Source organism: Nonomuraea sp. NPDC049400 (genome assembly GCF_044466425.1).
Taxonomy (GTDB): Bacteria; Actinomycetota; Actinomycetes; order Streptosporangiales; family Streptosporangiaceae; genus Nonomuraea.
In genome coordinates this window covers 123,141-149,886 of the sequence record NZ_JBITMP010000005.1, presented here as the reverse complement: position 1 = coordinate 149,886, position 26,746 = coordinate 123,141, and the positions used below count along the sequence as shown (strand labels likewise).

Genomic DNA, 26,746 nt, shown 5'->3' with positions numbered 1-26,746 from the left:
CCGGAGCTCCTCTCGTTTTGATGCCCCATGGTTGACCCGATGGTTCTGGTCTCGGTCGAATCCCGCTCGAATCGGGTGGCGCGAGTCCATTTCGAGCCGCGGACCGCACAGTGGCGGCGGGATTTCAGAACCGTCGAAAGGTGACTGCTGTGAGCGGCGAGAACGAGCTGGCCTTCATCGGTCTTGGCGGCATGGGTGCCGGCATGGCGCTGTGCCTGCGCGAGGCCGGATTCCCGCTGGTGGTCCACAACCGCACGGCGGCCAAGACCGTGCCGCTGGCCGAGGCGGGGGCACGCGTCGCCGCCTCGGCCGGCGAGGCCGGCCGCGACGCCTCCATCGTCCTGCTCAGCCTCAGCGACGAGGCGGCGGTCGAGCAGGTCCTGTTCGGCGAGCTGTCCGGGCGGCTACGTCCGGGAGCGCTCGTGGTGGACACCTCGACCGTTTCGCCGGCCTACTCCGCGGACGCGTCCGAGCGGCTGGCCAGGACCGGCGCCCGCCGCGTCGAGGCGTGCGTGATCGGGAACCCGCCGATGGCCAGGGCGGGCCAGCTGCGGATCTTCACGGCCGGGCGGCAAGAGGACGTGGACGGCGCCCGCGAGGTCCTTGAGGCACTCGGCCAGGAGATGGTGCACGTCGGCCCGGCCGGCTCGGCCTGCGGGCTGAAACTCTCCTTCAACCTGCTCCTCGGCAACCAGATCGCCGCGCTGGCCGAGGCGGCGCAGCTGGCCGTCAGCGCCGGCGTCGACCGCGACCTGTTCTTCACGACCATCGCCAAGAGCGGGTTCAGCTCGCCGGCGCTGGCCTTCCGCGCGGAGCTGATGCGGACCCGCCGCTACGAGCCGCCGGCGTTCCGCAGCACGCTGATGGAGAAGGACCTGCGCCTGGCGGTGGCCGGTGCCGCCGCGCACGACCTGGAGCTGCCCGTCACGGCGGGGGTGGCCGAGCGGTTCGGCGCGGCGATCCGCGCCGGTGACGGCGACAAGGACGCCGCCGCCATCGCCGAGCTGCGCACCCCTGCCCGCTGAGCCGGGCTCAGCGGGCGGGGCTCAGATCGCGATTCCGCCGTGGACCTCGAAGACGCTGCCGGTGATGTACGAGGCCCGGTCGGATGCCAGGAACGCGACGAGATCGGCCACCTCTTCGGGGTGGCCGAACCGGCGCAGCGCGATCGCGTCCAGCAGCCGCTTGGTGGCCCGCTCGCTGAGCTGGTCGGTCATGTCCGTGGTGATGAGACCAGGCGCGACCACGTTGGCGCGCACCCCGTGCCCGCCGATCTCCTTGGCCAGCGCCCGGGTGAAGCCGATGATGGCCGCCTTCGACGCCGAGTACGTGGTCTGCGTCGCGTTGCCGTACACGCCGGCGACGGAGGACATGGTGATCAAGCAGCCCGACCGGCGCTTCATCATGCCGAAGACCGCGGCGCGGCACAGGTGGTGCACACCGCCGATGTTGGTCCGCAGCACCGCCTCCCAGTCGGCCTCCTCCACGAGCATGAGCGGCCCGTCCCTGGTGATGCCGGCCGACGTCACGACCGTGTCGATCGGGCCGAGCTCGGTTTCCACGCGGTCGACCCAGTCACGCATCGCCTGACCGCTGGCGACGTCCGCGCGGACCGGGAGCACCTGGCCGCCGAACTCCCTGGCCTCCTTGGCCACCGCCGCCGCGCTCTCCTCGGCGCTGTGGTAGCAGAAGCTGACATCGAATCCGTCCCGTGCCAGTCGCAGCACGATCGCCCGGCCGATGCCGCGCGAGCCGCCGCTGACGAGCGCGACCTGCCTGTCTGTGTGGCTCATTACCACAGAGTCGCACCGGGCCCGGAGGGACTGCTCGAGGCCGGCTCGAGAACCGTAGGCCCCGTGGCCTGCGCTCGCGCGGCCGGTCGAGCCCTGTTCCAGTCCGTCGCGAGCGCGACGGCAGAGCATCGGGCAAGACGTGCCTGAGCGGAGGTTGATCGTGGATCTTGAATTGGCCGGCAAGCGGGTCCTGGTGACCGGCGGCACGCACGGGATCGGCCGGGCGACCGTGCTGGCGTTCGCCCGGGCCGGAGCCCGCGTGGTCGCCTGCAACCGCAGCCCGGGAGAGGCGGCCGACGGCCTGGCCCGTGAACTGAAGGAACTGGGTGACGGCCACCGCGTGGTGCAGGCCGACGTGACCGAGCCCGATGGCGCGGCCACGCTCGCGGCCGTCTGCCAGGAGGCGCTCGGCGGTCTGGACGTGGTCGTGAACAACGTCGGCGTCGACGGTCGGGCCCGTTTCGCGGAGCTCACCGAGCAGGAGTGGGACCGCGTGATCACGGCGAATCTCACCAGCAGCTTCCTGGTGACCCGGGCCACGCTCGGGCTGCTCGCCGACCACGGCTCCGTCGTCTACATCGGGGCCTCGGCCGGCATGCGCGGGCGGCCGGAGAGCGCCCACTACTGCGCTTCCAAGACCGCGCTCTCCGGGCTCACCCGGTCGCTCGCCAGGGAGTTCGGCACCCGGGGCGTGCGGGTCAACACCGTGGCGCCCGGCGTGATCGTGAAGGGGCCGGATGACGGGCCGCCGCCCCCGGTCGCCGAGCTCATCAAGGCGGTGACGGCGCTCGGCCGTCTCGGCTCTCCCGAAGAGGTGGCGGCGGCCGTGCTCTTCCTGGCCAGCGACGTGTCCCGGTACATCACCGGGGTCACTCTGAACGTGGACGGAGGCGTCTGATGCCCTATGCCGCCATCACCTACAACGTCCGCCCCGGATTCGACGACGAGATCGCGGAGATCTTCGCCGACTTCCAGCGGGTGGACACTCCCATCCTGCGCGGCGCGACCGGCGACGAGGCCGGCCGGCTGCTCGGCACGGCCGTATTCCTCAAGGACGGCGTGCTGGTCCGAGTGATCCACTACGAGGGCGACTTCCGGGCTGTCGCCCGCCACATGGCCGGGCAGAAAGGCGTGCACATGATCGAGGAGAAGCTGGCGCCCTACCTCGTCGACCAGCGCGACACCTCGACGCCGGAGGCGTTCCAGGCGTACTTCCGCAACGCGCTCATGCGCTGCATCGTCCAGCTCTCCGTGGACACGCATCCCGCGGGCCGATGATGGAGCTGGGCATCGGGCTGCCGACGATGGTGTCGGGTATCGCCGGCAACGACCTTCTCACCTGGGCTCGGAGGGCCGAAGAGCTCGGTTTCTCGTCACTCGGGGCGCTCGACCGGCTGATGTACGACGGCTACGAGCCCCTGATCGCGCTGGCCGGAGCGGCCGGCGCGACGAGCCGGATCCGGCTGGCCACGACCATCCTGATCGCCGCCTACCGGGGCGACCGGGCGCTGCTCGCCAAGCAGCTGGCGAGCCTGGACCGGCTGTCCGGCGGACGGCTCGTGGTCGGCGCCGCCGCCGGCGGGCGGCAGGACGACTACGAGGCGTGCCGTACCCCTTATGCGGAGCGCGGCCGGCGGCTCGACGAGCTGCTCGCCGAGCTGCGCGGGTTCTGGAGCGGGGAGAGCGACGGGCCGGTCCCCGGGCCGCGCGCCGAGAAGGGCGGGCCGCCGCTGTTCGTGGGTGGCCACTCGCCCGCGGCCATGCGGCGCGCGGCCGCCTTCGGCGACGGCTGGATCGCCGGGGGCAGCTCGGCGTCCGCCTATGGCGAGCTGGTCGGCCGGGTCAGGCAGGCCTGGCAGGAGGCCGGACGGGCCGACCGGCCGCGCCTCATGGCGATCGCCTACGTGTCGCTGGGGCCGGACGGGCGCGAGCAGGCCGCGCACCACCTGCTGGACTACTACTCCTTCATGGGGTGGAAGGCCGAGATGGCGGTGCGGAGCGTGCTCACCGACGCGCACCAGCTGCGTGACTTCGTGGCCGGCTACGAAGCCGCCGGCTGCGACGAGCTGCTGCTGTTCCCGTGCGTCCAGGACCCGCGACAGGCGGATCTGATCGCCGACGCCGTCTGGAGGTGAGCTCACCATGCTGAACGTCCTGTCCGTGCTGGTGCTCCTCGGCAGCGGCACGGTGGCGGGCGTGCTGTTCGCGGTGGCCGTCAGCACCGTGCCGGCGCTGGCGGCGATGCCGCCGGACCGTTACGTCTACACGCACACGCTGCTCGGCCGGAACTGGGATCCGACCATGCCGCTCATCGTGCTGGGCACGACGCTGCTGGACATCGTCCTGGCCTTCTGGGCGCCGGGAGGGGTCGCCCTCGCGCTGGTCATCTGCGCGACGGTGTGCCTGGCCGGCGTCTCGTGGGTCTCGCACCTGCGCAACGTGCCGATCAACAAGCGGGTGCACCAGACCGATCCGGACGCCGTCCCGCCGGGGTGGGAGGATCCGCGGCCGGTGTGGCGGCGCTGGCATCTGCTGCGTACGTCGCTCGCGATGGTGGCGCTCGCCGCCAACAGTCTCGCGCTCACGTTGATCTTCTGACCGGTCGAGGCCCAAGGGATCTCCCTTGGGCCTCGACCTTTTTCAGGTGGCCCAGGAACGGGGCGAGCGGTAGCGGTGCCACTCCCGGCGCGGACGCCTGGTGGAGGGGGACGGCTCGGGCCGTGCGGCCTGAGCCGTGCTCAGCGTGGTGAGCGCGCAGACCAGCGCGCAGATCTCTTCGTCCGTCGGATGTCCCGACACGATGTGCAGTTCCATCACATCGGCGGGTTTCCGTGCTTGCGCTGCGGGCCCGCCGAATGCTTGGCCCGGAGCAGGGCGAGCGCTCGGATCAGGGTCCCCCTGGTCTCCCGCGGGTCGATGATGTCGTCCACGAGACCGCGCTCGGCCGCGTAGTACGGGTGCATGAGGACGTTGCGGTACTCCTCGACCCGCCTGGCCCGCTGCGCCGCCGGGTCGGCAGCCGCGGCGATCTCCCTGCGGAAGATGACGTTGGCCGCGCCCTCCGCGCCCATGACCGCGATCTCGTTCGTGGGCCACGCGAAGGACAGGTCCGCTCCGATGGAGCGGGAGTCCATCACGATGTACGCGCCGCCGTACGCCTTGCGCACGATCAGCTGGATCCGGGGCACGGTGGCCGCACAGTACGCGTACAGCAGCTTGGCCCCGTGGCGGATGATCCCCCCGTGCTCCTGGTCGGTGCCGGGCAGGAAGCCGGGCACGTCGACCAGGCTGACGAGCGGGATGTTGAACGCGTCGCAGAGCTGGATGAAGCGGGCTCCCTTCTCCGAGGCCTTGATGTCCAGGACGCCGGCGAGGTGACGCGGCTGGTTGGCGACGATACCGGTCACTTCGCCGTCGAACCTGGCCAGCCCGCAGATGATGTTGCCCGCCCAGCCCGCGTGGAACTCGAAGAACTCCCCGTCGTCGACGATCTCCTCGATGACGGCCGACATGTCGTACGGGATCGACGGCTCGGAAGGGACGAGATCGAGCAGGCTGTCGTTGCTCCGGTCCGGCGGATCGGTGGCGACGGTGGACGGCGGCAGTTCCTGGTTGTTGGACGGCAGCATGGACAGCAGGAAACGCACGTCCTCCAGGCACGAGATCTCGTCGGGATAGACGAAGCCCGCCACCCCGGAGACCGTCCCGTGCACGCGCGCGCCGCCGAGGCAGTCGGCGCTGATCTCCTCCCCGGTCACCGCCTTCACGACATCGGGGCCTGTGATGAACATCTGGGCGATGCCGTTGACCATGAACACGAAGTCGGTGAGCACGGGGGAGTACGCGGCGCCGCCGGCGCACGGCCCGAGCATCACGCTGATCTGCGGGATCACCCCGGACATGCGCACATTGCGCTGGAAGATGCCGCCGTAACCGGCGAGCGCCGTCACCCCCTCCTGGATGCGCGCGCCCGCGCCGTCGTTCAAGCTGATCAGCGGGACCCCGGCGGCCTCGGCCAAGTCCATCACCTTGTGGATCTTGGCTGCGTGCGCCTCCCCGAGTGCCCCGCCGAACATGCGGAAGTCGTGCGCGAAAACCATCACCCGGCGGCCGTGGACGCGTCCCCAGCCCGCCACCACACCATCGGTGTGCGGGCGGCGGTGCTGCATCCCGAAGTCGGTCGCCCGATGCCGGCGGAAGGCCTCGACCTCCACGAACGAGTCGGGGTCGAGCAGCACCTCCAGCCGTTCGCGTACGGTCAGTTTGCCCTTGGCGTGCTGTCTCGCCGTCGCCTCGGAGTCCGGCCCGCTCCTGATGTTCTCCTTGAGGAGGGCCAGCTCCGTGACGCGATCGCTCATCGTCTCACGCGGCAAGTCGGTCAACGGCGAATCAATGATCCCGGTGTCTTCCCGCTCCAGCATGCGTTCCCCTCACCTGTTGTCAGGTTCTGCAGAATCCAGAGGAACACAGGCGTTCCTGGCAGGGGCACCCCTACCGGACCACTAGAAGGCAAGAGACGCAGGTAGATCGCTTCGGCCGCCGATGTTGAGCTTGCGGTAGGTACGGGTCAGGTGCTGCTCGACCGTGCTGACGGTGAGGTACAGCTGGCCGGCGATCTCCCGGTTGGTGTGCCCGGCGGCCGCCAGCGCCGCGACCCGCCGCTCCGCCTCGCTCAGCACGGTCACCTCCCCGCCGGAATCCCGCGCCGCGGGGGTGTCGGCCTCCTCCGCCGCCGGGAGCGCGGTGTCGAACGCGGCGCCGCACTCGTTCGCCACCGTCCTGGCCCGCACCAGGATCATTCCGGCACGCCTGCGCTCGCCGAGCTTGCCGTACGCCTCCGCCAGGTCGAACAGCGACCGGGCCAGCTCGTAGTCGTCGCCGCTGGACTGCAGCAGGTCGACCGACCTCCTGAGCAGGTTGGGGCGGTGCCGCATCTCGCTGGTGGCGGCGAACAGGCGCATCGAGATGCCCTGGATGCGCATCGAGGAGGAGCCGAAGCGGACCAGCTGCTCCTCGATGAGGTGCCTGGCCTGCTCCGGATTGCCCAGCCGCAGGAGGGCGTCGGCGGCGTCGGTCCGCCAGGGGAACAGGTCCGGCGCGTTCAGGTCCCACGTGTCCATCAGCTCGCCGCAGCGCTGGAAGTCGTCGAGCGCCGAGGCGACGTCGCCGATGGCCAGGCTGTAGCGGCCCCTGGCGTACAGGTAGTGGAGGCCGTACCTGGTCTCGAACATGGCGTCGAGCATGGGCTGGTCGAGCAGGTCGTGTGCGGTGTCGTAGTGGCCCATCGCGGTGTGGGCGATGACGAGGCTGGCGAGCGGGCCCCCGACCGTGACGCCCCAGCCGCTGGCCGGCATGAGCTCCAGGCCGGCGCTCGCCTGGTGCACGGCCGTACGCAGGTCGCCCTGGCGGATCGCGATCTCGGCCCGGATCGCGGCGAGCCTGGCCAGCCGGCTCGGAGCCTGTCTGGCCGACGCCTCGGAGAGGAAGAGCTCGCACAGGGGCGCGGCCTGCTCGGGGCGCCCGCCGTAGGTGAGCGTGAGCAGCGCGCTCTCCACCGTGTCCATCGACATCTCGTCGAGGTGGCTCACGCGCAGGATCCGCTCGGCGGTCGCGATGGCCTCGGCCTGCGGGCCGTTGACGATCACCTCGGTGAGTGCGGCGGTGGACTCCAGCCGGTGGATGGCCGCCAGCGGGGCCAGGGTGGTGCGCGGCTGCGCCTCGCCCAGCGGGACCTTCATCGACGGGTACGTGGAGCGCAACCACGAGCCGGCGATGGCCAGCTCCATCGTGGTCTCCGGACCGTGGGCGGCATCGGACTCGGCCAGATGGTCGAACACCTCCTTGGCGTCGTCCAGCTTGCCGTGCCAGAGCAGTGCCTTGGCCAGCACCACCGCGTCGCTCCCGTCGAGCCAGCCACGCTGCATCGTCTCGAACAGGTCGGTCAGGCGCCTGGCCGGCGCCGCCGGATTGATCCGCCATTCGGCGCGCATGAGCAGGATGGCGAGCCGCGTGCGCTCCCGCTCGTCGCAGGCGGTGTGCCAGGCCAGCCGCAGATATTCGATGGCGGGCTTGACGCGCCCTTCCCGCAGCGCGCTCGCCGCCGCGTCGGTGAGCACGGGAACGACCCAGGCGGCATCGAGGGGACCGGCGTGGAGGAGGTGATCGGCGATCACCTCGGTGGGGGCGCCGTCGTCGTGGCGGAGCTCGGCGGCCCGGCGGTGCAGGTCCATGCTGTCCGCCGGATCCAGCTCCGCCAGCACCGCGAGCCGGGCCGCCTCGTGCAGGAAGCGGCCCGAGCCGAGCACACCGGACATGGCCAGGGAGCGCAGCGCCTTGTCGAGCCGCGTGCGCTCGATGCCGAGCAGCCGGTCGAGGGAGTCCGCCTGGCCGAGCACGGCCAGCCCGCGCGCCACGCCGAGCAACTCGGCCTCGCCGCGGTGCAGGCACTCCAGCACGGCCTGGCCGTACCTGTAGCCGGGCACGGGCCTGCCCTCGGAACGCTCCTCCAGCAGGGCCCGCAGCAGCAGCGGGTTGCCGGCGCTGTAGGTGTGCCAGTCCTCGGCGTACCGCTCGGCCTCCTCGGCCCCCACCTGGGCGGCGACCAGGGACAGCACGCCCGCGCGAGAGAGCGGGCGTAACTGGATCGTGTGGCAGCGGGGCCCGGAGAACAGCTGCGCGCACGAGAACGCGCCGGAACCCGACTCCCACACGGCGTCGGAGTGGCTGATGACCATCATGATCCGGGCGAGCCGCACTCGCCGGGACAGGTACGCCAGGCAGAGCAGGGACAGCCGGTCGGCGTGGTGGGCGTCGTCCACCACGATCACCAGCGGGTAGCGCTCGGACAGCTCGATGAGCACCGTGCAGAGCGCGTGCACGACCTGGGCATGGGGCTGGCCGAGGCGGTCGGAGCCGAGGTCCTGCTGCGCGCCCTCCCGCAGCAGGGCCATCGCCCTGGCGCGCTCCGCCTCCACCAGCGGCGCCTCGTGGATGAGCTGGCCCAGCACGCCCAGCGGCAGGTCCTGCTCCACTGGAGAGCCCGACGCGGCGATGGACAGCGCGCCGCGCTCGGCGGTCCCCTGAGCGAACGTGTCGAGCAGCCTGCTCTTGCCCGTGGCGACGGGACCGCCGACCACGGCGACACATCCTCGGCCCGAGAGTATGTTCGCGAGCAGGTCCTCCAAGCTAGTGAGCGCTTCGTCGCGCTCGATCAGGTCCATTTCCGATCTCCCCCTGGCAGGCACTCGTACAGTTCTCGTATCCGGTTCGGAGCGATCTCCGTGCCTTCGCCGTCTGCCTGCTGCTGGACGATCCGCGCGAACTCGATCTGCAGCCGGCGAGGCAGGCGCACCCCGTAGTGGGCCCGCATGACGTAGGCGACGCCGCCCTTGCCCGACTGGCTGTTGATCCGCACCACGGGCTCGTAGGAGCGGCCGACGTCCGCGGGATCGACCGGGAGGTACGGCACGGCCCAGGGCAGCTCGCGGGTGGTCGCGCCGGCCCGGTCGGCCTCGCGCTGGAGCGCGTCGAAGCCCTTGTTGATGGCGTCCTGGTGCGAGCCGGAGAAGGCGGTGTAGACCAGCTCACCGCCGTACGGATGGCGCGGGTGCACGGCCATGCCGTTGCACTCTTCCACCGTGCGGCGGATGGCGTCGATGTCGGAGAAGTCCACCCCCGGGTCGATCCCGTGGCTGAACAGATTCATGCCGAGCGTGACCAGGTCGACGTTGCCCGCCCGCTCCCCGTTGCCGAACAGGCAGCCCTCGATGCGCTGAGCCCCCGCGAGCAGCGCCAGCTCGGCCGAGGCGACCCCGGTGCCACGGTCGTTGTGCGGGTGGACGGACAGGCAGATGTGCTCGCGCCTGGACAGGTTGCGGCCGAACCACTCGATCTGGTCGGCGAAGACGTTCGGGGTCGTGCGCTCGACCGTGGTGGGCAGGTTGACGATGGTCTCCCGGCCGGGACCCGGCTGCCAGACGTCCATGACGGCCTCGCAGACCTCGAGGGCGAAGTCCGGTTCGGTGTCGTTGAAGAGCTCGGGCGAGTACTCGTAGCCGAGGTCGCAGTCGCTCAGCCACTTGTCCGCATATTTCAACAGAAGACGGGTGCCCTGGACGGCGAGGTCCTTGCACTCGTCCCTGGTCATGCCGAAGACCAGCCGCCGGAACATCGGTGAGGTGGCGTTGTAGAGGTGGATCGTGGCCCGCCGCGCACCGGCCAGGCTCTCCGTCGTCCTCCTGATGAGGTCGTCCCGAGCCTGGACGAGCACGGAGATCCGCACATCGTCGGGGATCAGGTCATGCTCGATGAGGTGACGGACGAACGCGTGGTCGTCCTGGCTGGCCACCGGGAAGCCGACTTCGATCTCCTTGTAGCCCATCCGCACCAGGAGGTCGAACATCTTGCGCTTGCGCGCCGGGTCCATGGGGCTGGCCAGCGACTGGTTGCCGTCGCGCAGGTCGGTCGACAACCAGCGTGGAGCGGAGGTGATGGTGTTGTCCGGCCATCGGCGGTCGGGGAGCGACATCGGTGTGGGAGCGCTGTAGCGCCGGACCGCCCTTGGAGTTGCGTTCAATGGCAGTCCCTCCTCTGGTGTCGAACGTTCGTCGGGACCGAAATATGTGGCCCCCTACCAATGCCCAGACTGAGGTATGCGGCTATTCGCCCGGCTTCGGGTGGCTATTTCCCCTGCGAGCTGCTCGTGCCGGAACCCCTAATCCCCCTGGTGAGGGGCCGCGGACCCTAGACATGGGTTGCGGGACTTTTGACGGGAAATGGCGGTCTTTATCGTAAAAATATGATCAGAGCCAGGAGGCGCCCCGGACGGCTTTGGGGGATAAGCGACCTGCATGTGTCCCATCCCCGGAATCGCCAGGTCATGGAGTCTCTCCGGCCTCAGTCCGACGACGACTGGCTGGTGGTCGCCGGCGACGTCGCCGAGCTGACCCCGGACATCGAGTGGGCGCTGACCTTCCTCAAGGAACGGTTCGCCACGGTCGTCTGGACACCGGGCAACCACGAGCTGTGGACGCTCGGCAGCGATCCCGTGCAGCTCCGCGGCGAGGAGCGTTACCGCTATCTCGTCGAGATGTGCCGGCGCATCGGCGTGATCACCCCGGAGGACCCCTACCCCGTCTGGACGGGCCCCGGCGGCCCCGCCACCATCGCTCCGCTCTTCTTGCTGTACGACTACAGCTTCCGGCCGCCCGAGGTCGCCCGGCAGGACGCGCTGGACTGGGCGAGGAAGGCCGGTGTCGTGTGCACGGATGAGTTCTATCTCCACTGCGATCCCTATCCGAGCAGGGACGCATGGTGCGGCGCCCGGGTGGAGCAGACCGAGCGCAGGCTGGCCGAGCGCGACCCCGACATCCCGACGGTGCTGGTCAGCCACTACCCGCTGATCCGGGAACCCGCGCTGGTGCTGCGCCATCCGGAGTTCGCCATGTGGTGCGGAACGGAGCGGACCCACGACTGGCACCGCCGCTTCGCCGTTCAGTGCGCTGTCTATAGTCATTTGCACATTCCGAGAACCAGCTGGAGCGACGGGGTGCGTTTCGAGGAGGTCTCCCTCGGCTACCCGCGCGAATGGCTCCAGTGGACCAGGTCCGACACCGTGCTCAGATCGGTGCTCCCCGCGGAGGAACCGGCATGATCGAGTCCATCCTGCCCCCGTACGTCGTGTCTTCCGACACCACCGAGGACGAGCTGGAAGGGAGGCTGTTCCCGGAGGAGGAGGCGATGATCAGCAAGGCGGTGGGCAAGCGGCGCAAGGAGTTCACCACCGCCCGGATCTGCGCCAGGCGGGCCATCCGCATGCTCGGCCGGCAGCCGACGCCGATCCTGTCCGGGCAGAGCGGGGAGCCGCTGTGGCCTCGGGGGCTCATCGGAAGCGTCACCCACTGCAAGGGCTACCGCGGTGTGGTGGTCGCCACGCAGGTCGAGGCGGCCGCCATCGGCATCGACGCCGAGCCCAACAAGCAGCTGCCGCTGGGCGTGCTCGAGGCGATCGCGCTGCCCCAGGAGGAGCGGATGGTGCGCGAGCTGCGCGAGCAGCGGCCCGAAGTCTGCTGGGACCGGTTGCTGTTCTGCACCAAGGAGTCGGTCTACAAGGCGTGGTTCCCCTTGGCGCGCCGGTGGCTGGGCTTCCACGACGTGGTGGTCGACATCCGTCCCGGTGGCGCGTTCGAGGCGCGGCTGCAGGTGCCAGGACCGCTGCTGAACCGGCACCGGCTGACCGGTTTCTCCGGGCGCTGGCTGGCCGGGGACGGGCTCATCCTGACCGCGATCGTGATGCCGTCCTCCATCTACACCCCGGCGCGCAAGGGTTTGATGGCCGTGGTCACCTGATCGATCGGCGGCCCGCACACGAACGCCCGGCTGGGAGGACCAGCCGGGCGTCATGGCGTTCTCATGGGCCTAAGCGGCCTTGACGACCTCGTCCCACTCGATGTGGTAGTCGTACTGCTTCATCATGAACTTGCTGTTGGCCGTCAGCTTCATGACGATCGGCATGAACGCGTCCCTGATCGCCGCGCCCATGGGGCTGGGGGCCTTGTTGTTGTTGATGCTGCTGGCCACCTTGATGATGAGATCGACGCGCGGGCGGCGAAGCTTCTCGAAGGCGGCGAACGCCTGCTTCGGGGTGGGCAGGTCGCGCAGGCACTGGGCCAGGACCACGCCGTCCTCGATGGACAGCGAGGCGCCCTGCCCGGAGGTGGGAGTGGGGGCGTGGGCGGCGTCGCCGATGATGACCATGCGGTCGTTGTGCCAGGTCCGCAGGTTGGGCACGGAACGGGTGGGCGTCGCGCGCAGGTTCTCGGGGTTGCGGGTGGCCTTGATGAGGTCGACCGCGGGGCCGGAGTCGTGCTGGAAGTAGCTGATGAGCTTGCGCTGCCAGCCCGGTCCGTCGGTGGCGTCGAGCTCGCCCTTCTTGGGCTCGTTGGGGTGCGGAAGGCTCGCGTACCACCAGACCTCGCGGCTGGGCAGAACGGCGTAGCCGAAGAAGGCCCGCTTGCCGAACATCATGCTGTAGCTGCACGACTCGGTGTCGACCCCGACTCCGTCGGTGTAGCCGCCGAGGTTGATCAGGCCGGTGTAGTGCGGGGCGGGCGCCGCGGGGTCGATGACCTTGCGTACGGTGGAGTCGATGCCGTCGGCGCCGATGATGATGTCGCCGGTGGCCTCGGTGCCGTCCGCGAAGATCGCCCGCACGCCGTCGGCGGTCTGCTCGGCCTCGACCAGGCGCTTGCCACCCTCGATGCGGATGCCCCGCTCGACGGCCTCGTTCTGCAGGATGCGGTAGAGGTCGGCACGGCGGATGGTGTGGCTCGTGGTGCCGTCCGGCAGACGGGCGCCGGTGTTGGTGCCGCCCAGGTTCTTCCCGGCGCTGTTGCGCAGGGTGATCTTCGGAGTGGGGAATCCGGCGGCCAAGATGTCCTTGCCGGCGCCGATCGTACGCAGTGCGTCGATGCCGTTGGTGGCAACGGTGAGGAACACGCCGACGTCGTCGGCGGGGGTGGCGTACGCCTCGTAGACCACCGCTTCAATGCCGGCCTTCTGTAAGGCCATGGCGGCCGCGGGCCCCGCGACGCCGCCACCGATGACCAGCGCTTTCCGAACCGAAGTCATGTCTGGCTCCCTAGGGTTTCCTGCCATGCCCGCATGTAGGCCGGCTGCTTGAATGACTCGATGAGCTCAGCGACGAACTGACGCTCGGCTTCCAGCAGGGCGAGCCGGAAGTCGTCGTCGATCAAGAACACCCACAGCACCCCGTCGTTGCCGGCGCTGTGCCTGCTCTTACGGATCTGCTCGGCTTGGTTGTTGAGGCGCTCCAGCCGCTGCGTGAGCAGCCGGACCGACTCGGCGGGCGGCAGGACGCTCATGAGCGACAAGGCCACCCCGAACTGGGGATAGTCGTTGACCGGTTGGGCGACCAGGTCGCTCAGCCAGTCGAACAGCTCGTGCCTGCCCTTCTCGGTGAGGGCGTAGACGGTGCGCTCGGGCCGCAACGTGTCACGCACTGTCTCCTGGGAGGCGATGAAGCCTGCCTTCGTCAGTTGCTTGACGACCATGTAGAGCGAGCCCTGGTTGTACTTGATGGATTGGTCGGTGTCGTGTCCTTTGAGGCGCCGTCCGATTTCATAGGGGTGCATGGGCTCGACCATCAGCTCTGCAAGCACCGCCAACGCCAGCGGGTTGGTCACCTTGCGCTGCTTCATCACTGTCCCATCCACACTCCCTTTGTTCCTTACTCAGGATGCACTAGTCAGCCCTATATAGTCAACACCAACTATGTGACACCAACTATTCCGACGCTCCACCCGATCTCCCCGGTTCTAACCGGGCGCGCTCGTAGCTGCCTCGAAGGCAGGCTCCAGCGGCCGTCTAGCCCCGGCGCCTAGCGTTTCGCCACCGGCTCAACCCCAAGCGTTCGGGAGGCTCGACGATGGCAATAGGCAGCGCGCTGGTCATCGGGGGCGGCATCGCCGGTCCGGTGCTGGCGCTGGCGCTGCGCAAGGCGGGCATCGAGGCGACCGTCTACGAGGCGTACGCCGGTCCCGCCGAGGGAGTCGGGAGCGTGCTGACGATCGCGCCGAACGGCTTCGCCGCCCTGGGCATCACCGGCGCGGACGCCACGGTGCGCAAGGTCGGCCAGCCGACCAGGCGCATGGTCGTCGCGAACGGCCGCGGGAAGCGGCTGGGCGAGCTGCCCGGACTGCCGGGACTCGAAGCCAGCCAGACCATGTGGCGCAGCGACCTCTACGGCCCGCTGCACGACCACGCCACGGCGAACGGCGTCAGCATCATGTACGGCAAGCGCCTCGTCGGCGCCGAAGAGACACCGGCGGGCGTCACGGCCAGGTTCGCCGACGGCAGCACCGCGAGCGGGGACATCCTGATCGGCGCCGACGGGATCCGCTCCACGGTCCGCACCCTCATCGACCCCGATGCTCCCGGCCCTCGGCACGTTCCGCTGCTGAACTTCGACGGCTTGGCCGACCACGCGGTCCCCGCCCATACGGACGAGCTCTGGATGGCCTTCGGCCGGCGGGCGTTCCTCGGATACTGGCTGCAGCCCGACGGCAGGACCGGATGGTTCGCCAACCTCCCCCACGCGGAGCCGATGACCGCCGCCCAGGCCCGTCAGGTGCCGGCGGCCGAGTGGCTGCGGCGCCTGGCCGAGGTCTACGCCGGCGACGTGCCCGCCCGCGACCTGATCCGGCACACCAGCCCTGACCGCCTGATCGTCCTGGGCACGGTCGAGATCATGCCGAGCGTGCCGCGCTGGCACCGGGGCCGGATGGTGCTCGTCGGCGACGCCGTGCACGCGCCCTCGCCCAGCTCGGGCCAGGGCGCCTCGCTGGCGATCGAGAGCGCGGTCCAGCTGGCCCGTTGCCTTCGCGACCTGCCCGACCCCGAGAGCGCCTTCGCCGCGTACGAGCGCCTGCGCCGCCCCAGGGTCGAGCGGGTCATCACACAGGCCTCGAGAACCAACGGCAGCAAGTTGCTCGGACCGGTGACCGGCGGGCTGATGAGCATGCTCCTGCCCCTGGCGCTGAGAACGGTCCTGCGACCGGAGCGGACGTTCGGCTACCAGCACCGCCACCGGATCGACTGGGACGAGCCGGTCGCTTCGGACGCCGCGCCGCTGACCGGCGCCAGGACGAGATGAGGTGTGGCATGGCCGGTCGGAGGAGTTACGACTTCATGTACCGCGTCGGGGCGCCCTGGGAGACCAGCGAGCCTCGACCGGAGCTCGCGCAGTTGCTGGCCGGCGGCGAGATCTCGGGTCCCGGCCGCGCGCTGGACCTCGGCTGCGGCGACGGCACGCAGACGGTCTTCCTGGCCCGGCACGGGTTCGAGACGACCGGGGTGGACTTCTCTCCCGCGGCGCTGGCCAAGGCGCGCGGCGCGGCCAGAGCCGCGGGCGTGGAGGTGGACCTCGTCCGGGCTGACTTCACCGCGCCGCAGGTGGACGGCGTGGCCGGGCCGTTCGACCTGATCGTGGACTACGGGTCGCTCGACGACGTGGCCCCCGCGAAACGGGCGGCGGTCGCGGCGCACGTGGCCGAGTGGACGCGCCCGGGCGGGCTCGTCCTCATGTGGTGCTTCTACAACGACATCCCCTGGTGGAAATGGACGCGCATGCGATATCCCGGCCGGCTCCGGCCGGGAGAGGAACGGGAGCTGTATGAGGAGACTTTCACGATCCGCCGGCTCGCTGCCCCGGTCGCCGGCAGCGGCTCAGCCTGCTTCTTGCTGCGTCGTCGCCCTTGACCGGTGTACGAGCGACCTTCAACCAGAGGACGGAAGGATCCAGTCATGCGCGAATCAACCCAGGTTCTGATCATCGGGGGCGGCCCTGCCGGCTCGACCGCGGCCGGATTACTGGCCCGCGAGGGCTTCCAGGTGACCCTTCTGGAACGCGACCGTTTCCCCCGCTACCACATCGGCGAGTCGATCCTGCCCTCCTGCCGCCCGATCTTCGAACTGCTGGGGGTCTGGGACAAGGTGGAGGCCCACGGCTTCCAGCCCAAGGGCGGCGCCTTCTTCGCCTGGGGCCCCGAGGAGTGGGAGGTGAAGTTCAGCAACATGGGCGACGAGACGCCCAACGCGTGGCAGGTCATCCGCAGCGAGTTCGACCAGCTCCTGCTCGATCACGCCCGCGAGCTCGGTGTCGAGGTGCACGAGGGGGTGAGCGTGCGGGACATCGAGTTCGACGGCGACCGCGCGGTCGCGGCCACCTGGTACGAGACCAAGGACCCCAGCCGGACGGGACGCATCGAGTTCGGCCACGTCATCGACGCTTCTGGCCGCGGCGGCATCCTGGCCACCCGGCATCTCAAGAGCCGCCGGATGCACGAGGTGTTCAAGAACGTCGCGGCGTGGACGTACTGGAAGAACGCCAAGCCGCTCAGCAAGGGGCCCAAGGGCGCCATCGCGGTGTGCTCCATCGAGGACGGCTGGTTCTGGGCCATCCCGCTGCACGACGGGACGTTGAGCGTCGGCCTGGTCACCGGGCGCGACCTGTTCAGAGACAGCCGCAACCGGCTGAACGGCGACATCCAGGCGGTCTACGACGAGGCGCTGGCCAAGTGCCCGACCGTGCTCGCCATGCTGGAGGGCGCCGAGCAGGTTGGCGGGATGAAGGTCGAGCAGGACTACTCCTATGTCACCGAGACCTTCGCCGGTCCCGGTTACCTGCTGGCCGGTGACGCCGCCTGCTTCCTCGACCCGCTGCTGTCCACCGGCGTGCACCTGGCCACCTACAGCGCGATGCTCGCCGCCGCGAGCCTGTCGAGCGTGCTGCGCGGGGAGGTCGAGGAGGAGGACGCCGGGCGTTTCTACTCCCACGTCTACCAGCACGCCTACCAGCGGCTGCTCGTGCTGGTCTCGGTGTTCTACGAGAGCTACCGGGGCAAGGAGCACCACTTCTACAACGCGCAGCGGCTGACCTCCGGCGAGCGGGACCACCTGGAGGTGCAGGCCGCCTTCGACCGCATCATCACCGGAATCGCCGACCTCAACGACGCGGAGCAGGCGTACAAGCTGGTCCAGGCACACCTGCAGGGGGCCGAGAGCGGCGATCCCAACCCGCTGAACAACCTCAACCGGGTCCACGAGATCAAGCAGTCGCCGATGGACCCGGCCAACGCCGTCGGCGGGCTGTATCTGGTCACCCAGCCCCGGCTCGGGTTGCGTTCGAGCCAGCCCGCGGAGGAGCTCGACGCCGTCGGCTGAGCAGACACCACGAGAACCGGCCCCCACCTCCCGGGTGGGGGCCGGTTCTGTGTGAAACCGTCAGCGGGAGTCGGCCGCCTTGCGGAGCCCCCGCAGCGTCGTCGCCGGGTCGGCCAGTACGGGCAGCGCCGCGAGCATCCCCGTGACGCCTACCGACTCCAGCACCTTCAGCTGCTCGGCCACCTCCGGGACGGTCCCCGCCACGCCGGTGAGCGAGAGGGCGAAGTCGGTGAGTCCCAGCTCCTCCAGCAGCTGCGCGTTCTTGCCGCCGTGCACGAAGTCCCACACGTCGTAGCGGCGCTCCATCTCCTCCACCGCGTCCAGCAGGGCGGGGGGAACGAGCTTGCGCATGTGCTTGGCCTTCAGGCGCAGGGCGACGTCGGAGGCCAGCGCCGCGGCGATCTCGGAGATCGCCTCCTCGCGGGTGTCGCGGATGGACATGAAGCTGAAGCCCCAGATCTCGATCGCGTCGGGGTCGCGGCCCGCCTGCTCGGCGCCGGCCCGGATCATGGCGATCTTCCGCTCCACGTGCTCTGCCGACATCCCGACCGTGGTGATCACACCGTCGGCCGTCTCGCCCGCCAGGCGCAGGCTCTGCGGGTAGTCCGCGGCCACGTGGATCGGCATGGGATGCACCCGGGTGAGCGCCTCGGTGGTGAAGCCGTCGACCTCCGCCGTCCCGCCGTTGAGGATCTCCCGTACGGCCCGCACATAGTCGAACAGCTGCCGCGGCGAGCCCACGGGGGAGCGGCCGACCACGCGCCTGGTGCTGCCGCCGTTGCCCAGGGAGAGATGGACCCGGCCGCCCGTCAGCTCGTGCAGGGTGGAGATCGCCGTGGCGGTGGCGACCGGGTGGCGCAGAAACGGCGTGGTCACCATGGTCGTCAGCGTCGCGTTCTTGCTCTCCTGCGCCGCCACGGCCAGCGACACGAACAACTCGTAGGCCCGGGCCGGAGTGTCACCGACCCCGATGACGTCATATCCGAGCTCGTCGGTGAGGCGAACCACATCGCGAAATACGGCGAGGTCGTCCGTCCACTCGATGATCGCGCCCAGCTTCATGGCATACCTTTCGACGTTCGGCTCGGAAGCCGAAAATAGCCACGCGAACTCGACGCGTCGTCGAACGCGCCGGACAGGCGTATCGACCCAGGCTCGACCGCGCCCCCAGTGACCGCTCGGAGACTTGTGCACGCCGGTAGCCAGGCAAAGCACAGAGGAGCGTTCATGGATATCGGAGTCTGCCTTCCGACTACCATTCCCGGCGCTGACGGCAGCCAGCTGATCGAGTTCGCGCGCCGCGCCGAGCGCCTCGGATTCAGCAGCCTGACGGTGGTCGATCGGATGGTCTACGACAACTACGACGGCATCGTCACGCTTTCCGCCGCGGCGGCCGTGACCGAGCGGATCAAGCTCGTGACGGCGATCCTGCTGGCCGCCTACCGGCCGAGCGCCGTTGAGCTGGCCAAGCAGCTCGCCAGCCTGGACCGCCTGTCCGGGGGCCGCCTCATCGTCGGCGTCTCCGCCGGAATGCGCGAGGACGACTACGTCGCGACGGGGACCGACTACCACACTCGCGGCAGGCGGCTGGACGCGATGATCGAGGAGCTCAGGGAGGTCTGGAAGGGCGAAGGCCCGGTTCCGGGCGTCGGTCCCCGCCCCGTCAACGGGGACATCCCGTTCTGGGCCGGCGGGCACTCGCCCGCGGGCCTGCGCAGGGCGGCGAAGTACGGCATCGGCTGGATCTCGCCCGGCGGCCCGCCGCACAAGTTCCCCGAGCTGGTGGCCAAGTTCAAGGAGCTCTGGGACGAGGAGGGCCGCACGGGCACGCCGAGAATGGGCACCAACTGCTACGTGTCCCTCGGCCCCGACGGCAAGGAGCGGGCCACCGAGCACATGCTCAGCTACTACGCCTACATGGGCACCATGGCCGAGCATCTCGCGAAGGGCGCCATCACGGACGAGAGCGTGCTCAAGGACGCGGCGGCCGCCTACGCGGCCAACGGCTGCGACGAGCTGCTGATCCTGTCCTGCACGGCCGATCCGGACCACCTCGACCGGATCGCCGACGTGGTGCTGTGATGCCGCTACGGATCGTCATCATCGGCGGCGGCATCGGCGGGCTCTGTCTCGCCCAGGGGCTGAAGCAGGCGGGTGTCGAGGACATTCACGTCTACGAACGGGACGCCTCGCCCCGCGGGCGGATGCAGGGCTACCGGCTGCGGATCAGCCCGGAAGGGGAGAGCGCGCTGCGGGACTGCCTGCCTCGCCGCGCGCAGGACCTGCTCGCCGCGACCGCGAACCTGCGCCACGAGCAGGGCCTGGCCGCTTACGACGAGCAGCTGAACCCGCAGTGGGCCCCCGAGTTCGGCGACGCCCGCGGCGACGCGCCTGACAAGATCGACGCGGTCGACCGCATGACGCTGCGGCGCGTGCTGCTCGCGGGCCTGGACGGGGTGGTGCACTTCGGCAAGCGCTTCACCGCTTTCGAGCAGGTGGGCGACGAGGTCGTGGCGCACTTCGCCGACGGCCACTCGGTCACCGGCGACGTGCTGGTGGCGGCCGACGGCGCCCACTCGCAGGTGCGCAAGCAGCTGCGGCCGGATTACCGGCCCCTCGACCTCGGTGTCCGCGCGATCCTCTCCCGTACGCCAAGGGCCGCCGCCATCAAGGCCGGCCTGCCGGAGGTGCTGCGCGACCGGTTCGTCAACGTCACCGGGGCGAACGGGCTCCGGCTCGCGCTGATGCCCATGGTCTTCCGCAACATGCCGCGCGAGGCGGCCGAGCGGTTGTGGCCGGGGGTGGAGTTCGACCAGGCCGAGGACTACTACATGTCGGTCTTCAGCGTGCACCGCGACGTGCTCGCACTGCCCGACAGCGTGTTCCTCGCGATGACCGGCGAGGAGCTGCGCGAGCTGGTGCTCGAGCGGACCGCCGGCTGGCATCCGGACCTGCGCGGCGTGTTCGCGCACGCCGAGCCGGCCGAGACCTACCCGCTGACGCTGAGGGCGACGGTGCCCGTCGATCCCTGGGGCGAGGGGAAGGTCATCCCCCTCGGGGACGCCGTGCACACGATGCCGCCGACCGGCGGCGTCGGGGCGAACACCGCGCTGCGCGACGCGAGCGCCCTCAGCCGGGGCCTCGCGGCCGTGGCGCGGGGCGAGGTGTCGCTGGCGGACGCGGTGGCCGCCTATCAGGCCGAAATGGTGCGATACGCGACCGAAGCGATTGAGATGTCGCTGAAGATCGCCAAATGGTCCATGCGGAAGATCGATGTCGAGCCAGAATCCTAGGGAGATGCGTACGTGACGACTACAGCCGTGGACACCAGCAAGCCGTCCGGGATCATCCGGCTGGCCAATTCCTTCTGTGACGCGAAAGCGCTGATGACGGCCGTGGAGCTCGGCCTGTTCACCGAGCTGCACGGTGTCGAGGCCTCCGCCGAGGAGATCCGCGAGCGCCTCGGCCTGCACGGCCGCGGCCTGTCCGACTGGCTCGACCTGTTGGTCGAGCTGAACCTGCTGGAGCACGAGGACGGCCGCTACCGCAACAGCGCGGGCGCCGACCAGTATCTGGTGCGTGGCTCGGAGCCCTACATCGGCGGGTTCATCGAGAGGTCCAATCGCAACCTCTACCCGGCCTGGGGCAGGCTCTCCGAGGCGTTGCGCACCGGAGAGTCGCAGACCGGCAGCCACTTCGACGAGGTGGTCGAGAACCCGAAGATCCTGGGCCAGTTCATCAACTCGATGGACGCGCTGACGCGCACGCTCGGCCCGCAGCTGATCGAGGCCTACGAGGGCTGGGGCGACTACAGCTCCGTGCTGGACGTCGGCGGTTGCCGTGGCGCTCTGGTCTCGCAGATCGTCAAGGCGCACTCGCACCTCGCCGGCGCGGTGTTCGACCTGCCGCAGATGGCGCCCTTCGCCGCGGAGCTCGCCGCCGCGCAGGGGCTGACGGGCAGGGTGACCTTCCACGGGGGCAGCTTCTTCAACGACCCGATGCCCAGTGCCGACATCGTGGTCATGGGGCACGTTCTGCACGACTGGTCGGCTGAGCAGCGGAAGTTCCTGGTGGAGAAGGCTTACAAGTCCGTCAACCCCGGGGGCGTGCTCGTGGTCTACGACCGCATGCTCGACCGCAAGTCCAGCCGGATCGAGAACCTGGTGATCAGCCTGGACATGCTGCTGGTGACCGACGGAGGGTCGGAATACACGGTGGGCGAGCTCCGCAGCCACGCGGAGTCGGCCGGGTTCGCGTCGGTCGAGGTGCGCCTGCTCGGCGACGACGACACGCTCGTGATCGCCCGCAAGGCGAGCTGAACTCCTGCCGCAAGGCCGAGGCCGGTGACGGATCAACCGTCACCGGCCTTCGGCGTTGCGGAACTGCAGGGATCTCAGTGGAGGACTGTGGACGCCGCCGGCTCGCCGGTCTCGGCCGGCCGGACGATGCCCGCCGCGATCCGGTCACGCCGGTAGGCCACCGCGAGACCGAAGCCCGTGACGATCACGGCGATGACCAGGTAATAGAGGGAGTCGGGGACGACCGCGGTCACCCGTACCACCTGGCTGGCCAGGCCGGCGCCCAGCGCGGAGAACAGCCACCACAGACCGATCATCCGGGCGCGGAAGGCCGGGGGAGCGACCTCGAAGGCGGCGCTGATGCCGACCGCCGCGATGATCAGCTCGCCGAGGGCGTGCAGCAGGTAGACCGAGACCAGCCACAGGGGTGAGACCTTCTCACCGGACGCGGCCAGCCAGGCGGCGCCCGCCATGATCAGGAAGCTGAACCCGACGATGGCGAGTCCCACCGAGAACTTCACCGCCACGTTGACGTGCTGCCCATGGCGCTTGAAGTACCGCGCCAGCAGCGGCGCGGCCAGCAGGATGAACAGCGGCGTCGCGGACTGGAGCCAGCTGGCCGGCAGCACGAAGCCGAAGACCTCGCGGTCGGTGGACTGCTGGGCGAAGAGGTTCAGGATCGAGCCGTCCTGCCCGGCGACCAGCCAGAACAGCGCCGAGCCGAACAGCGGCCACAGGAAGACGGTCAGGCGCCGCCGGTCGGCCGCCGTGAGGTCGGGGTGGCGGCGGAGCAGCCAGAACGACACGAACGGCACCACGATGATGCATAGGCCGCAGATGGCGATGGTCAGCCCCAGCGGCACCAGCCCCACCGCCGCCGCCAGCAGGAAGACCGCGGGGATCGCCGCGCGCACGCCGAATCGCCGCAGCTCCGGACTGCTCACCCGGTTGACGGTGAGGGCGCCGGCGGTGTCGAAGTGGCGGCTGCCGCGCCAGTAGGTCAGCGCGCAGATGACGGAGGTCACCCCGGTCGCGGCGAAGCCGGCGTGCCAGTCGACCCGCTCGCCCAGGTAGCCGGTCACCAGCGGGGCCAGCAGCGCGCTGACCTGGATGCCCACGTAGAAGACGGAGATCGCCGCCTCGCGCTCGCTGCGTACGCGTTCGTAGTGCAGGTTGAGCATGGTGGTGAGGTTGGGCTTGTAGATCGCCGTGCCCATCGCCACCAGCAGCAGGCCGACGCCGGTCACCGCGGTCGTGGGTGCGGCGAGCACGAAGTAGCCCGCCGACACGATGACGGCGCCGTACAGCGTGGCGGCGTGCGGGCCGAGGATCCGGTCGCCCACCCAGCCGCCGAGCAGGGACAGCATGAAGGTCAGGCCGAGGTAGACCCCGACCAGCGCCGCGGAGTCGGTGGGCGCGAGCCCGAGGCCCCCGTCGGCGGCGGGTGCGCTGAAGTACAGGACCAGGATGGCGAGCATGCCGTAGAAGCCGAAGCGCTCCCACAGGTCGCTCATGAAGAGCGTGACGAACGAACGTTTGGACCAGGATGGGGATGTCATGCTCCGAGCGTCCGCTCGGAGGATCGAGCCAGACTCAAGGACGACCTGAGCTGTGGCACACGACCAGGGTCTCGTTGTGGTCGAGCGGCTGGTGGCTCACGGAGGCGAAGCCCGCGGACGAGGCGAGTTCGACGAGCTCGTCGATGGCGTACTCCTCGCCCTCCTCGGTGACCAGGGCCATCACCAGGCTCGTCACCAGGTTGTCCACGGTCGGGTGCGCGGCGTCGATCATCCGGTCGTGCACCAGGAGCACGCCGCCGGGGTTGACGGCCTCGAAGGCGGCGCGCACCAACTGCTCCCGGCGCTCACGCGACCAGTTGTGCAGGATGTGCCCGAGGATCAGCACGTCGGCACGGGGCAGCGGGTCGGCGAAGAAGTCCCCGGAGTGGAACCGGGCCCGCCCGGTCGTGCCCAGTTCGGCCATGTGCTCGTCGAACAGCGGCTCCATCTGCGGCAGGTCGAACACGTGCCCGGTCAGGCCCGGGTGGGCCTGGAGGAGCTGCCCCACCAGGTCGCCCCGGCACCCGCCGACGTCCAGGACGCTCCGGTGGGCCGGCCAGTCGACGGCCTTGAGGATTCCCGGCACGAGCGGTTGCAGGGCGCCGTCCATCATGCGGGTGTACCGCCGCAGCTCCGCGGGGTCGTTCAGCATGGCGGCGAAACCGTCGGCGGCCGATCGAGGCAGGCCGCTGCGCAGCGTCTCGGTCAGCTCGCCCCAGAGCGGATAGAGGTTCGCCTTGGCCCCGAGGAGCGCGCCGCCGACGTAGCCGGGCCTGCCCTCGACGAGGTGGAGCTCCGCGACGTCGGCGTTGCGGTAACGGCCGTCCTCCTCCCGGAGCAGGCCGAGCGCGACGAGCAGCCGGAGGAGGTCGCGCAACCCGCGGCCGTGCAGGCCCAGCAGGCGGCGGATGTCGGGCTCGGTGGCCGGGCCGTCGCACAGCACGGTGAACAGGTTGAGCTCCACTGCGGTGAGCAGCGCCTGGGCCTCACAGAATGCGTTGCCGAGCCGGAGAATGTCGTGCACGGAGCCGGGTGCGCTGCGCGTCATCGGCCGGCCTCCTTCCATCCATAGCGCTCTGACGTCACCGAGACCATGGCGCAGCGCCGTGGAACCTCACTCGAAGACAGGTCCTCGAGCCGCTCGCGAACCGCGTTTCGCACAGTGAGACCTCCCCTACCGAAACGGGTGAGTGCGATGCATGTGAGCGCGACGAAGGACACGTGCGCGGTGGCCAGCCTGTGCGTCTACGGCGTCCCCGAGGTCTTCGACCAGGACGAGGACGGCCTGGTCGAGGTGCTCGACCAGAACCCGTCCGCCGAGCTGCACGACGCCGTACGGCACGCGGCCCGCGGCTGCCCGACCCGGTCGATCCGCATCCGGGAGACGGCCGGCTAGGCCCCCGTCGAATGCTCGGTCGAGTGGTCGTCGAGGTCGGCTGGACTCGGCGGTCACATGCTGGGGCGAAGCTTGCGGACCAACCGAAGGAGATGTGGATGTGCGGTATCGCCGGCTGGGCGGACTTCGGACGAGACCTGACGCCCGAGCGGGCGACGTTGCAGGCGATGACGGACGCGCTGGCCAAACGAGGCGTTGACGACCGGGGCCTGTGGCTGCGTGGCCATGTCGGGCTCGGGCACACACGTACGGCGATCATCGATGTGGCCGGTGGTGCGCAGCCGCTCGCCGTCGAGGAGGACGGCAGCACCGTCGCCGTGATCGTCTACAACGGCGAGGTCTACAACTTCAAGCAACTGCGGACGGAGCTGCGGGCCAGAGGGCACGAGTTCCGCACGCGCAGCGACACCGAGGTGGTCCTGCGCTCCTACCTGGAGTGGGGGAGCGACTGCGCCAAGCGCCTCGAGGGCATCTTCGCCTTCGCGATCTGGGATGTGCGCCGGGAGGAGCTGTTCCTGGTCCGCGACCGCCTCGGCGTCAAGCCCCTCTTCTACACCAGGCTGCCGGACGGGATCCTGTTCGGTTCCGAGCCCAAGGCGCTGCTGGCCAACCCGCTGGTACGGCCCGCCGTGACGCTCGACGGGCTGCGCGAGCTCTTCGCCACCGCCAAGACCCCGGGCCGGGCCGTCTTCCGCGACATGCAGGCCGTGCTGCCGGGGCACTCGCTGACCGTCGGCCGCGACGGCGTGGTGGAGCGGACGTACTGGGCGCTGGAGGCACGGCCCCACGACGACGACATCAAGGAGACCATCGGCCACGTCCGCGAGCTGCTCGAGGACATCGTCCTGCGCGAGCTGGAGGCGGACGTCCCGCTGTGCACGGCGCTGTCCGGCGGCCTGGACTCCAGCGCCATCACCGCGATCGCCGCCAAATGGCGGTGGAAGCTCGACGGCGAGCGGGTGCGCACGTTCGTGACCACGTTCGACGCATATGCCCAGAACTTCCGGCCGGACGACGTCCGGTTCTCGCCGGACGAGCCCTACGCGGCCGAGATGGCGCGGCACATCAGCTCCGACCACATCAGGATCATGCTGAACACGAGCGACCTGATGGACCCGCGGACCCGGCTGGAGGTGCTGCTGGCCCAGGACATGCCGACGACGCTGGGCGACATGGACACCTCCAACTACCTCACCTCCCGTGAGATCAAGACGCATTCCACGGTGGCGCTGGCGGGGGAGGTGGCCGACGAGATCTTCGGCGGCTACAACTGGATGTACGTCCCCGAGCTGCTGAACGCCGGCACCTTCCCCTGGACGGCCAACGAGCTGCGCCAGCCGGGCTCGCCCCGCGGCCAGGGCAGGGGCCTGTTCGACCAGGGCCTGATGCGCAAGCTCGACATGGAGACCTTCTACGCCGACGGCTACAGCCAGGCGCTGGCGGAGGTGCCGCATCAGGAGGGAGGGGACGCCGAGGAGCGGCAGATGCGCTCGGTCGGTTACGTCACCCTGACCCGCTGGCTGCCCATGCTGCTCGACCGGGACGACCGCCTGTCCATGGCGCACGGTCTCGAGCTGCGCGTGCCGTACGCCGACCACCGGCTGGTCGAGTACATGTACAACACGCCGTGGAGCTTCAAGACCTTCGACGGCAGGGAGAAGAGCATCCTGCGCGCCGCCGTACGCGATCTCGTGCCCGGCTCCGTGCTGGACCGAAAGAAGAGCCCGTGGCCGGTCACGCAGGATCCGGCCTACACGCGGATGCTGCACGGCGAGCTGACCGAGCTGATCAACGATCCATCGTCGCCTGCCCTCCCGCTGCTCGACGTCGACGCGATCCGGCAGACGATCGAGCAGCCGTCCGATCGCGCCAACGAGTGGATCAGCAGGATGCACATCGAGATGACGTTGCAGTTCAACACCTGGATGAGGCAGTACAACGTAGAGCTGGAGATCTGAG

Annotated in this window: 24 protein-coding genes and 1 pseudogene; 15 read left to right on the top strand and 10 right to left on the bottom strand. The window is 69.8% G+C overall.

What is annotated here, in order from left to right:
- Positions 1 to 149: 149 nt before the first annotated feature.
- Positions 150 to 1,025, top strand: coding sequence for an NAD(P)-dependent oxidoreductase (locus ACIBVN_RS08780; RefSeq protein WP_397134171.1), 876 nt, complete (start codon positions 150 to 152; stop codon positions 1,023 to 1,025).
- A 21-nt stretch (positions 1,026 to 1,046) separates the two neighbouring features.
- Here ACIBVN_RS08780 and fabG read toward each other — a convergent pair whose 3' ends face one another.
- Positions 1,047 to 1,793: a 3-oxoacyl-ACP reductase FabG gene (gene fabG / locus ACIBVN_RS08775; protein WP_397134169.1), complete on the bottom strand. Its 747-nt coding sequence runs from the start codon at positions 1,791 to 1,793 to the stop codon at positions 1,047 to 1,049.
- Between the two features lie 160 nt (positions 1,794 to 1,953).
- Here fabG and ACIBVN_RS08770 point away from each other — a divergent pair, with 160 nt between their 5' ends.
- From ACIBVN_RS08770 to ACIBVN_RS08755, 4 genes are read left to right on the top strand one after another with little or no spacing between them, the layout of a single operon-like run.
- Positions 1,954 to 2,691: an SDR family NAD(P)-dependent oxidoreductase gene (locus ACIBVN_RS08770; RefSeq protein ID WP_397134167.1), complete on the top strand. Its 738-nt coding sequence runs from the start codon at positions 1,954 to 1,956 to the stop codon at positions 2,689 to 2,691.
- Complete coding sequence (locus ACIBVN_RS08765) at positions 2,691 to 3,071, top strand: SchA/CurD-like domain-containing protein (protein ID WP_397134165.1); 381 nt, start codon at positions 2,691 to 2,693, stop codon at positions 3,069 to 3,071. The genes ACIBVN_RS08770 and ACIBVN_RS08765 overlap by 1 nt, the downstream gene beginning before the upstream one ends.
- Positions 3,068 to 3,928 carry an LLM class flavin-dependent oxidoreductase gene (locus ACIBVN_RS08760; protein WP_397134163.1) on the top strand — a complete coding sequence of 287 codons (861 nt, stop codon included), beginning with the start codon at positions 3,068 to 3,070 and terminating at the stop codon, positions 3,926 to 3,928. Before ACIBVN_RS08765 ends, ACIBVN_RS08760 begins: the two co-directional genes overlap by 4 nt.
- Positions 3,929 to 3,935: 7 nt before the next feature.
- The gene (locus tag ACIBVN_RS08755; protein ID WP_397134161.1) at positions 3,936 to 4,391 is read left to right on the top strand and encodes a DUF1772 domain-containing protein; all 456 of its coding nucleotides are present in this window, start codon (positions 3,936 to 3,938) and stop codon (positions 4,389 to 4,391) included.
- Positions 4,392 to 4,433: 42 nt separating this feature from the next.
- On the opposite strand, the gene ACIBVN_RS08750 is transcribed toward ACIBVN_RS08755, so the two are convergent.
- The 4 genes and pseudogenes from ACIBVN_RS08750 to ACIBVN_RS08735 form a co-directional block, all read right to left on the bottom strand.
- Positions 4,434 to 4,607 carry an acyl-CoA carboxylase subunit epsilon gene (locus tag ACIBVN_RS08750; RefSeq protein ID WP_397134621.1) on the bottom strand — a complete coding sequence of 58 codons (174 nt, stop codon included), beginning with the start codon at positions 4,605 to 4,607 and terminating at the stop codon, positions 4,434 to 4,436.
- On the bottom strand, positions 4,607 to 6,214 hold the full coding sequence (locus ACIBVN_RS08745; RefSeq protein ID WP_397134159.1) for an acyl-CoA carboxylase subunit beta: 1,608 nt from the start codon (positions 6,212 to 6,214) through the stop codon (positions 4,607 to 4,609). Before ACIBVN_RS08745 ends, ACIBVN_RS08750 begins: the two co-directional genes overlap by 1 nt.
- An 81-nt stretch (positions 6,215 to 6,295) precedes the next feature.
- Complete coding sequence (locus ACIBVN_RS08740; RefSeq protein ID WP_397134157.1) at positions 6,296 to 9,013, bottom strand: AAA family ATPase; 2,718 nt, start codon at positions 9,011 to 9,013, stop codon at positions 6,296 to 6,298.
- A 26-nt stretch (positions 9,014 to 9,039) separates the two neighbouring features.
- A pseudogene (locus ACIBVN_RS08735) lies at positions 9,040 to 10,374 on the bottom strand (2-isopropylmalate synthase); the annotation flags it as partial.
- Between the two features lie 216 nt (positions 10,375 to 10,590).
- Between ACIBVN_RS08735 and ACIBVN_RS08730 the strand changes: the two are divergent.
- On the top strand, positions 10,591 to 11,445 hold the full coding sequence (locus ACIBVN_RS08730; protein WP_397134155.1) for a metallophosphoesterase family protein: 855 nt from the start codon (positions 10,591 to 10,593) through the stop codon (positions 11,443 to 11,445).
- On the top strand, positions 11,442 to 12,140 hold the full coding sequence (locus tag ACIBVN_RS08725) for a 4'-phosphopantetheinyl transferase (protein ID WP_397134153.1): 699 nt from the start codon (positions 11,442 to 11,444) through the stop codon (positions 12,138 to 12,140). The genes ACIBVN_RS08730 and ACIBVN_RS08725 overlap by 4 nt, the downstream gene beginning before the upstream one ends.
- A 69-nt stretch (positions 12,141 to 12,209) precedes the next feature.
- Here the strand turns inward: ACIBVN_RS08725 and ACIBVN_RS08720 are convergent, their stop codons facing one another.
- Positions 12,210 to 13,421: an FAD-dependent monooxygenase gene (locus ACIBVN_RS08720; RefSeq protein WP_397134151.1), complete on the bottom strand. Its 1,212-nt coding sequence runs from the start codon at positions 13,419 to 13,421 to the stop codon at positions 12,210 to 12,212.
- Positions 13,418 to 14,011, bottom strand: coding sequence for a PadR family transcriptional regulator (locus tag ACIBVN_RS08715; protein ID WP_349455507.1), 594 nt, complete (start codon positions 14,009 to 14,011; stop codon positions 13,418 to 13,420). Before ACIBVN_RS08715 ends, ACIBVN_RS08720 begins: the two co-directional genes overlap by 4 nt.
- 227 nt (positions 14,012 to 14,238) lie before the next feature.
- On the opposite strand from ACIBVN_RS08715, the gene ACIBVN_RS08710 reads away from it, so the two are divergent.
- Genes ACIBVN_RS08710 through ACIBVN_RS08700 form a run of 3 tightly spaced genes read left to right on the top strand, consistent with a single transcriptional unit; the run spans position 14,239 to position 17,534 of the window.
- The gene (locus ACIBVN_RS08710; RefSeq protein ID WP_397134149.1) at positions 14,239 to 15,465 is read left to right on the top strand and encodes an FAD-dependent monooxygenase; all 1,227 of its coding nucleotides are present in this window, start codon (positions 14,239 to 14,241) and stop codon (positions 15,463 to 15,465) included.
- Between the two features lie 35 nt (positions 15,466 to 15,500).
- Positions 15,501 to 16,070 carry a class I SAM-dependent methyltransferase gene (locus ACIBVN_RS08705; protein ID WP_397134147.1) on the top strand — a complete coding sequence of 190 codons (570 nt, stop codon included), beginning with the start codon at positions 15,501 to 15,503 and terminating at the stop codon, positions 16,068 to 16,070.
- Between the two features lie 45 nt (positions 16,071 to 16,115).
- The gene (locus tag ACIBVN_RS08700) at positions 16,116 to 17,534 is read left to right on the top strand and encodes an NAD(P)/FAD-dependent oxidoreductase (protein ID WP_397134145.1); all 1,419 of its coding nucleotides are present in this window, start codon (positions 16,116 to 16,118) and stop codon (positions 17,532 to 17,534) included.
- 60 nt (positions 17,535 to 17,594) lie between these two features.
- Here ACIBVN_RS08700 and ACIBVN_RS08695 read toward each other — a convergent pair whose 3' ends face one another.
- Positions 17,595 to 18,596, bottom strand: coding sequence for an LLM class flavin-dependent oxidoreductase (locus ACIBVN_RS08695; protein ID WP_397134143.1), 1,002 nt, complete (start codon positions 18,594 to 18,596; stop codon positions 17,595 to 17,597).
- Between the two features lie 165 nt (positions 18,597 to 18,761).
- Between ACIBVN_RS08695 and ACIBVN_RS08690 the strand changes: the two genes are divergently transcribed.
- Genes ACIBVN_RS08690 through ACIBVN_RS08680 form a run of 3 tightly spaced genes read left to right on the top strand, consistent with a single transcriptional unit; the run spans position 18,762 to position 21,853 of the window.
- Positions 18,762 to 19,616 (top strand): LLM class flavin-dependent oxidoreductase, encoded by an 855-nt coding sequence (locus ACIBVN_RS08690; RefSeq protein ID WP_397134141.1) that lies wholly within the window; start codon positions 18,762 to 18,764, stop codon positions 19,614 to 19,616.
- Positions 19,616 to 20,827: an FAD-dependent oxidoreductase gene (locus ACIBVN_RS08685; RefSeq protein ID WP_397134139.1), complete on the top strand. Its 1,212-nt coding sequence runs from the start codon at positions 19,616 to 19,618 to the stop codon at positions 20,825 to 20,827. Before ACIBVN_RS08690 ends, ACIBVN_RS08685 begins: the two co-directional genes overlap by 1 nt.
- 12 nt (positions 20,828 to 20,839) lie before the next feature.
- Positions 20,840 to 21,853, top strand: a complete 1,014-nt coding sequence (locus tag ACIBVN_RS08680; protein ID WP_397134137.1) for a methyltransferase — start codon at positions 20,840 to 20,842, stop codon at positions 21,851 to 21,853.
- 74 nt (positions 21,854 to 21,927) lie between these two features.
- Here the strand turns inward: ACIBVN_RS08680 and ACIBVN_RS08675 are convergent, their stop codons facing one another.
- Together ACIBVN_RS08675 and ACIBVN_RS08670 are read right to left on the bottom strand one after the other, a co-directional pair.
- A complete protein-coding gene (locus ACIBVN_RS08675) occupies positions 21,928 to 23,391 on the bottom strand; it encodes a peptide MFS transporter (protein WP_397134135.1) in 1,464 nt (487 codons plus the stop codon).
- A gap of 34 nt (positions 23,392 to 23,425) precedes the next feature.
- Positions 23,426 to 24,439, bottom strand: coding sequence for a methyltransferase (locus ACIBVN_RS08670; protein WP_397134133.1), 1,014 nt, complete (start codon positions 24,437 to 24,439; stop codon positions 23,426 to 23,428).
- A gap of 147 nt (positions 24,440 to 24,586) precedes the next feature.
- Between ACIBVN_RS08670 and ACIBVN_RS08665 the strand changes: the two genes are divergently transcribed.
- Both ACIBVN_RS08665 and asnB read left to right on the top strand, forming a co-directional pair.
- Complete coding sequence (locus ACIBVN_RS08665; protein ID WP_349455494.1) at positions 24,587 to 24,787, top strand: ferredoxin; 201 nt, start codon at positions 24,587 to 24,589, stop codon at positions 24,785 to 24,787.
- Positions 24,788 to 24,885: 98 nt separating this feature from the next.
- The gene (asnB, locus tag ACIBVN_RS08660; RefSeq protein ID WP_397134131.1) at positions 24,886 to 26,745 is read left to right on the top strand and encodes an asparagine synthase (glutamine-hydrolyzing); all 1,860 of its coding nucleotides are present in this window, start codon (positions 24,886 to 24,888) and stop codon (positions 26,743 to 26,745) included.
- Position 26,746 lies beyond the last annotated feature (1 nt).